Raw genomic sequence first — 14,539 nt, 5'->3', positions numbered from 1 at the left:
CGCATAGTTTGACGGTGTGAGTGTTGATCGGGAGGAGCTGGGTGCGGCGTTCGACGCCCTGGATGCCGACCTGGACACGCTGCTGAGGTTCGACTGCGAGGCGTTGACCACCCCGGAGTTGCTGGCCTGGCTGGGGCGGGTGGAAAAGGTGCGCCGGCGCCTGCCCGCCCTCGAGCATGCGGTGATCAACACCCTGGCCCATCAGGCCAGCGCGGAAGAGTTGGGCGGCAAGCTCTCCCACGCCATCGCCGAGGCCACCTCGATCTCGCGCCCCCAGGCCGCCCGCCGGGTCCGCGAGGCCGCCGACCTAGGGCGTGTCTCCCAATTGGTTGTTTCCGACGCGGGAATGGATTACGGCGCAGGCCAATAGGACACCGCCGAGGTAGGTCAGGGCGTATTTGTCGTAGCGGGTCGCGATACCGCGCCATTGCTTGAGCCGGTTGTAGCCTCGTTCGACGGTGTTGCGCAGACCGTAGAGCTCGGCGTCGAACGCCGGTGGGCGACCCCCGGCCGATCCCTTGGCCTTGCGCCGGGCGATCTGGTCTTTGCGTTCGGGAATCGTGTGCTTGATTCTTCGGGAACGTAATTCGGTGCGCGTGCTCGGGTGTGAATACGCCTTGTCGGCGAGCAATCGGAAGTCGCCACCGGTCACACCGTGCTCAGCGCAGGCGTGGTCGTAGTCGTCGAGCAAAGGCAGCAACTGCGGATTGTCGCCGGCCTGGCCAGCGGTCAACCGGACCGCGACAACAGCTTCGCGCTGATCGGTCAGGGTGTGGATCTTGGTGGTCAGCCCGCCTCGCGAACGCCCAATTGCATGGTCGTCGGGTTCATCGGCGGATTTCTTGTAATTCGACAGGGCCCCCTTTTGCCAGCGTGTCCGACCGGGCACCCGCCGAATGTTGATGCGCCCGTACGTTCGTCGAATCCACCGACAACAGCTTCTCGATATCGCCGGCCATCTCGGCGTCGAACCCGAAGGCGTGCGCCACCTGAGCAAACATCACGTCATAGGTGCCATCCAGCGACCATCGGTGATGACGCTTCCACACCGTTTTCCATGGCCCGAAATCAGCGGGCAGGTCCCGCCACGGGCATCCCGTGCGAAACCGCCAGGCAATCCCCTCCAAAATCAACCGGTGATCACCAAACCTCCGGCCCCGCTTGCCCTCATGCGAAGGCATCAACGGCTCAACCACCGCCCAGAACTCGTCAGAAATCACACCAATCCGCGTCACCAGCCAATCCTGGCTGGTCAACAGTCGAAAAATTGGGAGACACGCCCTAGGCGAGCGACACGGGCTGACCGGCCAACCCCTGCCCCCGGTGTTGGCCGAGACCGCGTTGCGTCAGCGCCAGGGCACGCTCGGACCCGAGCACGTCGCGGTGATCCGCCGCTTCTGCCATCAGCTGCCCGGCTGGGTCGACCAGCCCACCCGCGAACGCGCCGAAGCCGACCTGGCCCGCCACGGCACCCGAATCCGCCCCGAACAACTCAGCGGGCTCGCCGAGCAACTCGACAACGCCCTCAACCCCGACGGCAACTACACCGACGAGGACCGGGCCCGGCGGCGCGGGCTGATCCTGGGCGCCCAGGGCCCCGACAAGATGTCACACCTGAGCGGCTGGATCACCCCCGAACTGCGCGCCACGATCGAAGCCCTGTGGGCCAAACTGGCCGCCCCGGGCATGTGCAACCCCCTCGACGAGCACCCCTGCATCGACGGCACCCCCACCCAGGACGCCATCGACAAAGATGCCCGCGGGCCCGCCCAACGCCAGCACGACGGCCTGCTCGCCGCACTCCGCGCGATCCTGGCCTCCGGGAAGCTGGGCCAACACAACGGGCTTCCGGCCGCCATCATCGCCACCACCACCCTGGCCGAACTCGAAGCCGCCGCCGGATGCGCCCTGACCGGCGGGGGCACCATCTTGCCCATGAGCGATGTCATCCGCCTGGCCCGCCACGCCCATCACTACCTGGCGATCTTCGACAAAGGCAAAACCCTGGCCCTCTACCACACCAAACGCCTGGCCTCCCCCGCGCAAAGAATCGTGCTCTACGCCAAAGACCGCGGCTGCTCAGCCCCCGGCTGCACCGTGGGCGGCTACTACAGCGAAGTCCACCACGTCACCGACTGGGCCACCTGTCGATGCACCGACATCGACGACCTCACCTTCGCCTGCGGCCCCCACCACCGCCTCCTACAACCCCGCGGCTGGACCACCCGCAAAAACACCAACGGCGACACCGAATGGATCCCACCCCCACACCTCGACCGCGGCCAACCCCGAAAAAACACCTACTGGCACCCCGAAAAACTCCTCCGTCCAGACGAAGACGAAGACGATGGACGAGGGCTGGCGCCCCAAGCGGACATACCCGATAGTTAGCGGATGACAGTCCAGGCCGGATGCCTTGAGTTCACCGATCTCGAAGATCCCGTCATGGAGCATCCCGGGTTTGATGCACACCTCGTTTTGTGTGACCGGGTGTCCGATCTGACGGTGAGCGAAGTACCTAAATTTAAATGCACCAACGCGGTCAGCTACCCCATGATCCATTTTCCTGGGACCCGAGTCCCGCCGCCTTTAACGCGCACGGGCCTGCAGGTGCTGTCAAGCGCAGTTTGCTTGACGGCACCGAGGGCCGGAGCATGCTTGGCGGATGGGAGGGATCGACGAAACCCATTGAGGCACAAGCGCCCTGATCACCTTGGCAAGAGGCGTGTGTAGTACTCGGCCTCAGCTTCTGCGGGTGGGCGCCGGCCAAGGCGGTGCATGAGCCTGCGCTCGTGTACCAGCTCACCCACGCCGAGGTGATGTTCTCCAGGTCGCCCAGGGTGTCGATAGGCCCGCTGCGTAACGGCGAACCCTCGCGCATGCACTCGGTTTGTATAGCCCGATTGTGGTTTCGGCCAATCCGTTGTCCAGAACGTCCCCGACGGTCCCGATCGACAACTTGAGCCCGGCCAACATCAGCGAATCACCGAAATGTATTGCAGTATAGTGACGTCCGGCATCGCTGCGATGGATCGTATCATCGAATGGATGGCCTTGGCGGGCGCGGAAAGCCGTGGCGTGACGTAGCGCGCGTTCAACGAAGCCGGTGTCTTTTCGCAGCGAGCACTCCCAGCCCGGAATCAACCCGGCATAGGCGTCGATCACGAACGCGGTGTAGCCGAACCCGCCGGTCATCGCCACGTAGGTGAAGTCTGCCAGTTCCAGCAAGTTCCGCGCGGCCACCCGCCACCGCCGCCCGACCAGGTCCGGCGCCGGGTTTGCGGTCGAGTCGGGCTCGGTGGTGCGCGGCGGGCGCCGAGCCCGGGTCACCCCGCACCAGCCGTTGCGCCGCATGATCTTTTCCACCGTGCAGCGAGCCACCGGAATGCCTTGACGCTGCAGGTGCGCCCACATCTTCAAACTGCCGTACAGCGATTCTGGCGGGCGCTTGCCCTCGGTGCCGGGTTCAAAGTAGCCGGCCAGGATCTCGGTGATCGTGGTGTCCCACAGGGCCCGTTTCGACGGTGCGGCCAAGCGCTGCGCCCAATAGGTGCGTGGGGCGGTCTGCACGCCGTGTATGGCCAGCGCGCGGCAGATCGGTGCGACCCCGTTGGCGACTTTATGCTCGTCGATGAACCCACAGATCAGCGGTGTCGCGGGTCGCACTCCCGCGTGAAGAAATGTGTCGCGGCTTTAAGTATGTCGACCGTTTGCTCAAGCTCGCGGTTCTTGCGGCGCAGCTCACGCAGCTCCCGCTTCTCTTCACTTGATACCCCCGCCGCCTCACCGGCGTCGACCTCGGCCTGCCGCAACCACTTGCGCAGCGTCTCCGCGCTCATCCCCAGTCGGCCCGAGATCGCGCGCATCGCCGCCCACTCCGAGTCATAGTCATCGCGGTGCTCGCAAACCACTCGCACCGCCTGGCCTCGGTGTTCTCGTCGTACCTGATCGCCATCGCGCCATCCTTCCCTCAAAGGACGGTGTGAGGTGTTTCTGACTTTGCGATAGACATTCGCGTTTGATCAGACAACATCGTCGGGATCCTGTATGGGTTGAGTGTGCCTTTGCTGGCGGTGCCAGGCAAGTCGGCGGTTGCGGGCGGATTCGAGCCCGGCTTGGCGTGCTTTGCGGATGGCCTCCCCTCGTCCTTCGTGTTCGTCGTTGGGCGTGACATAGCCGATGCCGGCGTGCAACCGGACTCCGTTCCAGAATTGGCGGGTGACGGCAAGTTCGGCGCGCAGGGTGGCGGGGTCCTCGATCGCGAGCAGGTGCGGGAACTCGGCCTTGAGGTGCCCGTTGAAACTCTCGATCCAGGCTTGATCGGTCGGCGTTCCGGGGCGTCCGAAGTGCTGGGCGATCGCAGACATGGCCATGAACTCCCGCGTCGAGCCCGACGTCATCTGGGGACCGTTATCGGACACCGCGAGCAGGATCGGCCGGGCCTGGTCGTCGATGCCGATATCGACCAGGCCGTCGGCGCGTCGCTCAACGGCCTGCAGGAGTCCCTCGATGTCGAGCGCGTCGGTGAACCCGATCTCGACCTGGGTGGAGGTTTCCTCAGCGGAGACGACCTCGGTGATCCACTTGCGCGAGACCAAATCCTGAATGATCAACACTGCCATCCCCGCCCTGGTGAAGTGCGTCGTATCGTAAATCCAGATCGAGTTCGGCTTGTAGTCCACCCAATCCGGGAAGGGCTTGCGTTGAGAACGTCCAGGCTTGGGAAGTGGTCGAAAGTGCTTGTCCGCCAAGAACAGGACCCGACGAACACTCGACGGTGACACCCATACCCGGCCCAGATAAGAGCCGCGGTGAGCAAGCTTGCGGTGCGAGCGGTCGGTCTCGCCCCACTGGTCGAACAACGCCAAGATCTCGCTGACTTCTTCGTCGAGCAGCCCATGCATGGGCGACCCACCAGGGATCTTGTCGACCAGCTGGCCGATCGCTCGGCGAGCGATCCAGCGATGTGCCCGCAGCTCGCCGAGCTCCAACGCATGGCATGCCTGGCGCAGTGTCCAACCTTCATCGACCGCCTGGTCGAGCAAGCCCAACAGCGCCGTCTTGGTGGCCACGTCGACACGGTGTGGGACTCGGCCACTTAGCCCCAGCGCCCTTTTCCCTCGACCAACGTCAGCCGCACGGCCATCTCCTTGAGTGCCTCGGACAGCCGCGCGTTCTCGGCCTTGGCGGCATCGAGTTCGTAGTCGCGTTGGCGGGCCGCCGCGCCTGGCTTGGCTGCCGCCAGCGCGGCCAGCGCACCTTCCTTGGCGATCGTGCGGATGCGCATGATCGTCGTGCGATCCACCTGATGGTTGGCGGCGGCCTCGGCGATCGTCACCTCCTGGCGTACCAGCTGCAGCCATATCTCGTACTTCTGCGACGGGCTCAAGAACCGCTTCGGGCGACGGTGCGAGCGGTCGCCACCAGAGTTTGCTTCGGACATGATCAGATCCTCCAAGAGAGCTCGGAGAACCCGTCGGATGTCGTCTGATCGACACACCGATCTCTATCGCGAAGTCAGACGCAAAACAGGGTGCGCATAAAACCCGGGACGGTTCGCGACGAGTGCGGACCCAGGCACTATTCCCCGCCGCTACTGTGTGGTCCAGAACGAACCTCCGGATGGGCCGCCGCCGAGGCCCGGGTCGCCGACGCAGTAAGCGTTGTCCGCGGTCGCCCCCGGCCGCCCTACCTTGGCCACCACCGCGGCGATGGCATCCTCACGGGTGGCGCCCCAGGCGCCGAGCAACTTCGGACCGTCATCGGAGAGGGCCACGCACCCGCCCTCGCCCGCGACAAGGATGCGGCAGTCGGTCGCGCCGTGGCGTGTGGCGCACTGGTTCAACGCATACGCCTCGACATGGTCCAGGCTGGCAAGGCTACCGCCCACCGTGGTTTCGAAGGTGTGGGTGGAGTCCGATCCCGCCATCACGATGTAGTCGCCATCGGCATGCGCCGGTGCTGCCACTGCGACGGCACAGAAAGCGGTAATTACTGCGGACGCACTGAGCTTGAACACAACGCTAACCTCACTCGCGACGAGTTTAGCCACCGCGCGGGCGTACTGCAGCGAATGCACCAAGTTGGGCGTCGTCCAGCAGCTCCCCTACGCGATGTCGCTCCCACACGGTCAGCAGGTTCGTCAGCATCTGCAGCGGTGCGCGCACGCTCTCGTCGTCTCGGATGCGGGGATCGGTGCGGTTGCCGGGCAGCGCGTCGCCGAATCGGCTGAGCAGCAACGCCGGCACGTCCAGTAGCCAGGCGACCCCCATCACCGCGGCGTAGAGCACCGTGTGGCGGCGCAACCGGTCCGGATCCAGGGGCGGCCCACCGCAGCGGCGAAACTCCGTGACGAACACGTGCAGCAGCTCGTCGAAATGCTTGTCCCACAAACCTGTTTCGGCGCCGGACAGGGCGCCCCACAGGGCCATGCCCACGTTCATCTGGCTGACGCATCCCCAGTCCATCAAGCCGCAGCGCAGGGCACCCCGGCCGTCCGGGCTGTCGCGCCAGAACCAGGCGTTGTCGACGTTGGCGTTCCAGTGGCACAGCGCCACATAGTCGGCGTCGGCGGCCAGCGACTGCTCGACCGCGTCCGCGTGGCGGGCCACCAGCGGCACCTCGGTGCGCAGGCGGTCGAGGAATTCCGGCGCGTGAACACCCGTCGGCATCAGTCCGGGGTTTGCGGCGACGAAATCGGCGAGACGGGTGACGCGCTTGTCGAGCTTCTCCGGGGACAGCGGGGCCCGCTCCCCCACGGTCGCGCCCGCGACGTCCAGCGGGAAGTCGGTGGCCAGGTCGGCCGGCAGCCGCCCTGAGCGGTGGGTGCCCGCCAGCCGGGCCAGCGCGGTCAGCAGCGCGCGGTAGTGCTCGAGCGGCTCGGGCATGTCGTAGTCCAGGCACTTCTGATAGTGCGGTTCGATCCCGTTGGTGCCGAACAGGATTCGCTCGGTGATCAGCAGACCGGTGCCGGTCTCCCGGTGATAGTCGGCGAACAGGACGCTCGGTACCGCGATGGGGAATTTCGCCAACTGGGACAGACCGGCGAACCGCACCTCGGCATCCATCTGCGTCCTGCCGAGATCGCGCGTGGGGTTGTCGAAATCGCGGGAGAACTTGACGAACAGGTCGGTGTGCAGCTCCGGAGCAGCCCGGTCGTATTCGACCGTGAGGACGACTTTGCGTCCCGTGCTTCCCGCCGCGACCGGCTCGAACCGGGCGATCCGGGTCACGCGGTTGTCAGCCCCCAGGACACCGGAACGGCGCAGCGCGTCGGTGAGGAACCCGGCGGCGCCGCTGTGCAACGTCGCCGGGTCGGCGGGAAACGCCAGCCCGTAGCGGTCACCGGCCGTCCACTGCCCGGTCACCAGGTTTGTTCGGCCGCACGAACCAGCATGTGGTTGACGGCAACTCGGCGGTCGCGGGTGACCATGTAGAGCACCGCGTCGGCGATGTCGTCGGGCCGCAATTTGACCATGCCGGCGGTCCGGCGCTCGAACGCCTCCCGCGACGACGCGGCCAGGTGGTCGAAGATCTCGGTGTCCACCGTTCCCGGGCCCACCACGCCGACGCGGACGTGCTGGCCGATCAACTCCTGTCGGATGCCCTCGCTGAAGGCGTTGACCCCGAACTTGGTGAGCGAATACACCGCCGTTCCCGGCCGGGCCACCCAGCCGGCGGTGGAGCTGATGGTCACCAGGTCGGCGACGCCGCGCGGCGAGTCGGCGGCCGCGTCGATCAGGTGCGGCAGCGCCGCACGAGTGGCGTACAGGACGCCCCGCACGTTGACCGAGACCATCGCGTCCCAGTCCTGCAGCGGCGCCTCGGCTGCGGGCCCGGACTGCATCATGCCGGCATTGTTGACCAGGATGTCGATCCGTCCCAGCTCGGCGACCGTGCGTCGCACCGCGTCCGCGACCTGATCGGCGTCGGTGACGTCGGCGGGCACGACCAGCGCCGTACCGCCCGCGGATTCGATCTCGTTCTGCAGCTCGGCCAGCCGGTCGCCGCGGCGCGCGACCAGGGCCACCGCGGCGCCCTGGGCGGCCAGCGACCTCGCGGTCGCGGCGCCGATCCCGCTGCTGGCACCGGTGACCAGGGCCGCGGTGCCCGCGAGTGTCGTTGTCATGTTCTGTCCGCCCCTCCGGTTCGCGACCCGGCGCCCAGTATCGCTCCGAGCACGTAATCGGTGTCCTCGCCCAGGTCCGGCGCGCCACGGGCGACCAGGGCCGGAGACCGCGCCAGGCGCCACGAGGCTCCCACGATCGGGCGCTGCCCCTCGCGGTGATCGCTGACGAAGCGATACAGTTCGCGGTCCCAGAGCCCCTGGTCGGCGATCACGTCGAGCGCGGTGGCGCTCTTGGTCGCCGGGACCCCCGCCGCCCGCAGCCGGTGCGCGAGCCCTTCGGCGTCGTGGAGCCGGGTCAGGTCTGTCAGGGCGGCGTCGAGCGCTTCGGCGTGGCGCTGCCGCGCGGCGGTCGTGGCGTAGCGGGGATCGCCGGCCAGCGCGGTGGCGTCGAGCACCGCGCACAACCGCCGCCATTCGGCGTCACCGGCGACGGCCACGGCGACCCAGCCGCCGTCCGAGCAGGGGTAACAGCCGTGGGGGCACATGTCGGGGTGGCGATTACCCATGGGACCGAGCGGATTTCCGGTGAGGGTTTGCGCCACCAGGCTGTCCCCGATCATCGTGGACAGGGTCTCCACCGCCGACACGTCGACGAACTGGCCTTCCCCGCTGAACTCGCGGTGCAGCAACGCCACGACGGCGGCGTAGGCGGCGGCCGCACCGACGGTGGAGTCCCCGTAGCGCATGCTCGTTCCCAGCGGCGGGCCGCCGGGATAGCCGACCAGCGAGGCGATCCCGGCCAGGGCGGCGAAGCAGGGGGCGTAGCCGGTCTGATGACCCAGCGGCCCCTCGTTGCCCCACATCTTGATCGACACCGAGATGATGTCGGGCTTGATCGCCGCGAGCTCCCGGTACCCCAGGCGCTGACGTTCCATCGCGCCCGGGCGCAGGTTGTTGACGACGACGTCGCTGCATGCGATCAGCTCGCGCAGGCGCGCCATGCCCTCGGCCGACTTGATGTCCAGGTCGACGCTGAGGATCTCCGGGTTGATGCTCAGGAAGAAGGGCGCGTGGTTGATGTCGGTGCCGCCGTAGGCGCGCATCTCCTCCGGGCTGCCCGCGGTTTCGACCTTGATCACCTCGGCGCCCAGCAGCGCCAGCAGCTTTCCCGCGTAGGGGCCCGCCCACACCTTGGTGAGCTCGACGACGCGCACCCCCGCCAGCGGGCCGCCACGGGACGCCCGAGACGGTTTGGGCTGGGCCGACCGGACCGCCGGACCCGGGCGCGGCGCATCCAGGCGCTCGAGCACCGAGGCGGTGTGCTGGCCCAGCAGCGGCGCTGCGGTGGTGATGACCGCCGGCGAGGCGCCCAGCGCGTACGGCACGGTCGGGTATTCGGCGTCGCCCAGCACGGGGTGGTGCACTCGCTGGAAGAAGTGGCGGTGGCGGTACTGCGGTGAGCGGTGCAGATCCGCGGCGCCGTTGACCGGGACCAGCGGGACGCCCAGCCGCTGGGCCGCATCGGCCGCGTCGTCTTTGCCCAGATGCCGTACCCAGGCGGAGAAGCCCCGCTGGAACTCGGCGACCTTGTCCGCGGTGACGGAGAACTCCAGCCAGTCGTCGTCGAAGGCGTCGAGCCAGTCCGGTTGGCCCAGCAGCTGTTTCACGCCGGTCCAGTGGGCACGACTGGTCATGTAGAGGTAGACGAAGCCGTCGGCGCAGGCGAAAAACGATGCCGGCCCCGCCTGGTCGTAGTCACCGCGGTCGCCTTCGGCCGGCACCTCCCCGGTGACGAGCCGCCCCAGGATGCAGTCGGCCCGCGACACCAGCACCGCCTGCTGCGAGATGTCGATGGCCTCCCCCCGCCCGGTGTGCAGTCGGCCGAACAGCGACGCCGCGATGCACAGCGCCGCGTCCAGCCCCGCTTCGTAGTCGGCCAGGAAGCGGCCGGGTCCCTGCAGCGGCGGCTTGCCGGGGTCGGCATGGCTGGGGGTGTGATACCCCCAGCCGCTGGCGTGAAAGACGTTGATGCTCTTGGCGTTGTCGAATTCGGTGGGCATCCCGCTGCCGAACGGGGTGATCGAGCAGAACACCACGCCCGGATACCGCGCGGACCAGTCGGTGGCGCGGTCCTCGATCACCGCGTCGGCGGTGCCGATGAGCCGGTCTACCCGCCCGGTGTCCAGCACGACGGACTGCTTGTTGGTGTTGAGGTAGGCGAAGAGCCCGCTGCCCTCGGGGCCGGCGCCGATGACGGGGGCCATCGCCCGGGTGCGACTGCCGCACCCGGGGGGTTCGACCTTGATCACCTCGGCGCCGAAGTCGGCCAACAGCTTTCCGCAGTACTCGCCCGCGACGGAGTCGGCCAGTTCGACGACGCGGAGACCGCTCAGCGCCGACATGCCTGCACCCGCGAGAAGGTCAGGGCTTCTGGCGCCCCGAGCGGCTCAGGCGCCACTCCGGCGGGAAGTTCATGTCGTTGTCCTTGACCACGTTGTTCAGGCCCTTCTCGAAGGTGCCCGCGGTCAGGTCGACCTCTTCCGCGTCGTTGGCGATCATCGGCAGCATCCCCTCCACCATCCCGGTGAGCAGGCTGCCGAAGTACTCGCCCTTGTGCTGCTTGTAGAGCTCCAGGAACGTCTTCTGCACGGCGACGGTGTCGGTCGGACGGGAGCGCGAGCACGCCATCGCGTACTTCAGCGTCTCGTCCTCGAGCTTGTCCCGGGGCACCACGCTGTTGACGAAGCCGCACTCGTACATCTCCTTGGCGCTGAACGGCCTGCCGGTGAACAGCATCTCGGAGAACTTGCGCAGGCCCATCGTCTCGGCCCACCACCACAGCCGGGGGCCCCAACCCACGTAGCGGAACGCGGGGTGCCCGAACAGCGCGTCGTCGGAGGCCACCACCAGGTCGGCGTCGCCGGCCTGGTAGAAGTGCCAGCCATAGCAGTAGCCCTTGGCCTCGATGATGCTGATCTTGCGCAGCTCCTGCAGCGGCCGGTTGCCGGCGCGGGCCTTGGCGTAGAAGTCGGTAACAGTGGACAGGTAGCGATACGACCCGCCCGGCGGGTACTTGACGTCCTCGTCGTTGATGGCCAGTTCGTGCAGCAGCGGCATGCCGGGGTTTTCCAGCATTCCGCGCTGTTCCGGCAGGTCTCCGCCGCTACCGAAATCCTGTCCCTCGCCGCGGATCACCACGACCTTGACGTCGTCGTCCACGTTGCACTTGTGGATCAGGTCGGCGTAGTTCTGCCGCATGCCCAAGGTGGTCGAGTTGAGCTCTTCGGGGCGATTGAACGTGATGTATGCGATCCGGTTCTTCTTGTCCTTCTCGAACTTGATGTACTGCTCGGCTTCCTTCTTCATCTTTTCGTAGTCGTATTCCGGCATGATTTCTCTCCAGTTTTGTTGTGCCTACTTGAGCAAAGCGCCCGCGTCGACGGGCAAGGAAACGCCAGTGACATAACGTGATTCGTCAGAGGCGAGGAAGAGGACGGCGTTGCTGATGTCCACGGGTTCCAGCCAGGGCACGGGCAGCGTGTGCATCATCTGGGAGATGGGGGCGAAGTCCTCGGGGCCGGGGGCGGGCAGGTCCGGGCGGAAGAGCCGGTAGGTCTGGTCGTTCATCACCATCGTGGTGCTGACCTGGCTGGGCAGCACCGAGTTGACGCGGATCAGCTGAGGTCCCAGCTCGACCGCGAATGCGCGCATCAGCCCGATGACGCCGTGCTTGGCCGCGATGTAGTGGCCGGTGTTCGGGTACGCCTTACGCCCGCCGACCGAGCTGGTGAGCACGATCGCGCCGCCGCGGCCACCCGCGAGGATATGTGGCACACCGGCTTTGACGGTGTGCCACACACCCGTCAGGTTGATGTCGATCATGTCCTGCCAGACGTTCTCCCGGATCTTGTGCAGCTTGCGGCCGTCGGTGCCCACGCCCGCGTTCGCGACGATGATGTCGAGCCGGCCGAGCTGTTCCACAGCGCCGTCCACCGCGGATTTCAGCGCCTCGTAGTCGCGCACGTCCACCTGTGCGGTGACGATGCGGCGGTCCTGCGCTTTGACCAGGTCGGCCGTCTCGGCCAGGTCTTCGGGCGTGGAGTGGGGATACGCCAGGTTCTCGATGGGTCCGCAGATGTCGACGGCGATGATGTCGGCGCCCTCCTGCGCCAGGCGCACTGCGTGGCTGCGTCCCTGACCGCGGGCGGCGCCGCTGATGAACGCGACCTTGCCGGCGACCCGGCCGGTCATCTCGGTACCTGGGCCGGCATGCACTCCCAGCCCCGCACCGTCGAGGTCGGGCTCAGCTTGGCATTGCCGAGGTCGACCTCCCAATCGGGGAACCGTTTCAGGATCTCCTCGAGGGCGACGCGGCCCTCCAACCGGGCCAGCGCCGAGCCGAGGCAGAAATGCGTGCCCACGCTGAAGGTCAGGTGCGGGCGGCTCCGGCGGTGGATGTTGAATTCCCCCGCATCCGGGCCGAATTGGCGCTCGTCGCGGCACGCGGACCCGATGAGCATCATCATCACACTGCCCTCGGGCACCGTCCGGTCGTAGAGCGTGACGTCGCGGGTCACATACCGTGACACGTGGGGGGCCGGGGGCTCGTAGCGCAGCAATTCCTCGATGGCCTGCGGGACGAGCTCGGGGTGCTCGGCCAGCGCGCGACGCTGTTCGGGGTTCTCCGCGAGAACCTTCCCGGACCAACCGATGAGCCGGGTCGTCGTCTCGTTGCCGGCCCCGGCCACGACGTTGAGGTACACGAGAATCTCTTCGCGCGTCAGCTTCCGCGTGGTTGCGGTTGCGTCGACGAACTCGACGTTGAGCAGCTCGGTCATGATGTCGTCGGAGGGATGGTCGGCGCGCCAATCGATGTAGGCCTCGAACTGTTCGCCCACCGACAGACCGTGCTGGGCGGCATCCATCGGCTTGCCGGCCTCGGTGCGCAGCTGCGCGTTGCCCCGGTCGCGGATGTAGACCTGGTCGTCCTCGGGAATGCCAAGCAGCGAGCTGATCACCCGCATCGGCATCACCGCGCCCAGGTCGGTGACGAAGTCGAACCGGCCCGACCCCACCAGCGGGTCCAGGAGTTCGGCGCACAGATCGCGGATCATCGGCTCGAGGGCGGCGATCCTGCGCGGGGTGAACATGCGCGAGAGCAGCTTACGGTGCACGTCGTGGATCGGCGGGTCTTCGAAAATCAGCATCCCCGAAGGGATGTCGAGGTTGGCCTTGATCAATTCCAGGATGGCGCCCCGCGCCGAGCTGTAGGTGGCGTGGTCGACCAGAGCCTTGTTGACATCGGCGAATCGGCTCACCGCGAAAAAGTCGTATTCGGCGTTGTAGTAAAGGGGCGCCTCGTCGCGCAGGCGCGCGAACATGGGATACGGGTCGGCGATGAGTTCGACATCGTACGGATCGAATCGAACATGGCTGTCGGTGCTCGCCGTCACGAAACCCCTCCTACGGCTGCGATTTCCGGATACCGGCGCCGTTCGCGCGGGCACCGGCGCTGCCAGTGTGCCAGCGCCGGATCCGGTTCGGGCAATTTGTACACTCCGCTTAAATGTGTTTCTCCGATATGCGCCACGAACGGCGGCTTACTCTATTCTCGTAGAGAACCATACGGGGAAACGTCTGGCAAGACCCGGAGGGCACCGTGTGTCCGCCTCCCGCTCACCCCGATCGGGTCGCCCGGCGCCGCGGTGCCGGGCGTAGGTTGTCGGCCCGGGTCAGCCGACCCTTGTCCGGACTCTTCAGAATTCCCGCCGCGATGGCGGACAGAATCCCGTCGAGCTGCTCGGGAGTGTCGATGATCCGGTCGCCGTGGGCGGCCCGCGCAGCAGCCCGTTGATGAAGGTCAGCGTGACATTGCTCAGGTCCTCGACCACGGCGGTTTCCAGTTCGGCGCCGCGCGGCATGAGCTGGACAAGGATTTCCCGGTGCAGCTTGGTGAACCCGTCCGTGGCCTGCTGCAGGATCGCGGCCAGCGCCGGGTCGCGGGCGGCCTGCATCGTCAACTCATACCTGGCCTTCGTGCGCGACAGCTGTGGCTCACTGCCCGCTTGGATGACGACCTGCGACAATCGCGAGGGCACCGGATTGGTGCCGTGCGGGCCGGAACTGTCCGCGACCGCCTGCAGCTCGGCCAGGTCGAGTTCGGCGAGCCGCTCGGCCACCGCGCGTAGCAGCGCGGACCGGGTGCGGAAGTAGAACGAGGTCGTGCCGTCCGCTACGCCCGCCCTGCGGTCCACCTTCAGGTGGCTCAAACCCTTGGCCCCATCGTCGGCCAACAGCTGAATCGCCGCATCGCACAAATCGCGGCGGCGCTCCGCCGGGTTGGGTTTTCGTCGTTTATCCATACCGAGTCCAATGATCGTGGACCCGGAGAATACTCTATATTCGTAGTGTCAGTAAAGAAGTTTCCCTCAGGTGCAGGGCACCCCGTGCGGACCGCCGACCCAATATCCC

At 66.9% G+C, this 14,539-nt stretch carries 10 protein-coding genes and 4 pseudogenes; 2 read left to right on the top strand and 12 right to left on the bottom strand.

Annotated elements, in window-relative coordinates:
- Positions 1-16: 16 nt before the first annotated feature.
- Complete coding sequence (locus tag AB8998_RS13990) at positions 17-370, top strand: DUF222 domain-containing protein (protein WP_369738461.1); 354 nt, start codon at positions 17-19, stop codon at positions 368-370.
- Here the strand turns inward: AB8998_RS13990 and AB8998_RS13985 are convergent.
- A pseudogene (locus AB8998_RS13985) lies at positions 308-1,235 on the bottom strand (IS5 family transposase). The gene AB8998_RS13990 and the pseudogene AB8998_RS13985 sit on opposite strands and share 63 nt — an antisense overlap.
- A gap of 46 nt (positions 1,236-1,281) precedes the next feature.
- Between AB8998_RS13985 and AB8998_RS13980 the strand changes: the two are divergent.
- Positions 1,282-2,391, top strand: a pseudogene (locus tag AB8998_RS13980) (HNH endonuclease signature motif containing protein); the annotation flags it as partial.
- Between the two features lie 317 nt (positions 2,392-2,708).
- Here the strand turns inward: AB8998_RS13980 and AB8998_RS13975 are convergent.
- From AB8998_RS13975 to AB8998_RS13925, 11 genes and pseudogenes are all read right to left on the bottom strand, one after another.
- Positions 2,709-3,955: pseudogene (locus tag AB8998_RS13975) on the bottom strand (IS3 family transposase).
- A 67-nt stretch (positions 3,956-4,022) separates the two neighbouring features.
- Positions 4,023-5,072: a transposase gene (locus AB8998_RS13970; RefSeq protein WP_369738131.1), complete on the bottom strand. Its 1,050-nt coding sequence runs from the start codon at positions 5,070-5,072 to the stop codon at positions 4,023-4,025.
- Positions 5,073-5,098: 26 nt separating this feature from the next.
- Positions 5,099-5,443, bottom strand: a complete 345-nt coding sequence (locus AB8998_RS13965) for a helix-turn-helix domain-containing protein (RefSeq protein ID WP_369738284.1) — start codon at positions 5,441-5,443, stop codon at positions 5,099-5,101.
- Between the two features lie 150 nt (positions 5,444-5,593).
- Positions 5,594-6,019, bottom strand: coding sequence for a DUF4189 domain-containing protein (locus AB8998_RS13960; protein ID WP_369738460.1), 426 nt, complete (start codon positions 6,017-6,019; stop codon positions 5,594-5,596).
- Between the two features lie 25 nt (positions 6,020-6,044).
- A complete protein-coding gene (locus AB8998_RS13955; protein WP_369738459.1) occupies positions 6,045-7,367 on the bottom strand; it encodes a hypothetical protein in 1,323 nt (440 codons plus the stop codon).
- The gene (locus AB8998_RS13950) at positions 7,364-8,128 is read right to left on the bottom strand and encodes an SDR family NAD(P)-dependent oxidoreductase (protein WP_369738458.1); all 765 of its coding nucleotides are present in this window, start codon (positions 8,126-8,128) and stop codon (positions 7,364-7,366) included. The genes AB8998_RS13955 and AB8998_RS13950 overlap by 4 nt, the downstream gene beginning before the upstream one ends.
- Positions 8,125-10,470 (bottom strand): CaiB/BaiF CoA transferase family protein, encoded by a 2,346-nt coding sequence (locus tag AB8998_RS13945; protein ID WP_369738457.1) that lies wholly within the window; start codon positions 10,468-10,470, stop codon positions 8,125-8,127. The genes AB8998_RS13950 and AB8998_RS13945 overlap by 4 nt, the downstream gene beginning before the upstream one ends.
- Before the next feature lie 19 nt (positions 10,471-10,489).
- A complete protein-coding gene (locus tag AB8998_RS13940; RefSeq protein ID WP_369738456.1) occupies positions 10,490-11,458 on the bottom strand; it encodes an enoyl-CoA hydratase/isomerase family protein in 969 nt (322 codons plus the stop codon).
- Positions 11,459-11,482: 24 nt separating this feature from the next.
- The gene (locus tag AB8998_RS13935) at positions 11,483-12,319 is read right to left on the bottom strand and encodes a mycofactocin-coupled SDR family oxidoreductase (protein WP_369738455.1); all 837 of its coding nucleotides are present in this window, start codon (positions 12,317-12,319) and stop codon (positions 11,483-11,485) included.
- Positions 12,316-13,521, bottom strand: a complete 1,206-nt coding sequence (locus tag AB8998_RS13930) for a cytochrome P450 (RefSeq protein ID WP_369738454.1) — start codon at positions 13,519-13,521, stop codon at positions 12,316-12,318. Before AB8998_RS13930 ends, AB8998_RS13935 begins: the two co-directional genes overlap by 4 nt.
- Positions 13,522-13,744: 223 nt before the next feature.
- Positions 13,745-14,430: pseudogene (locus tag AB8998_RS13925) on the bottom strand (TetR/AcrR family transcriptional regulator).
- Between the last annotated feature and the right edge of the window lie 109 nt (positions 14,431-14,539).

Source organism: Mycobacterium sp. HUMS_12744610 (genome assembly GCF_041206865.1).
GTDB classification, from domain to species: domain Bacteria; phylum Actinomycetota; class Actinomycetes; order Mycobacteriales; family Mycobacteriaceae; genus Mycobacterium; species Mycobacterium servetii.
Note: the sequence above shows the minus strand (reverse complement) of the source record. Positions and strands in the feature narration are given on the sequence as shown.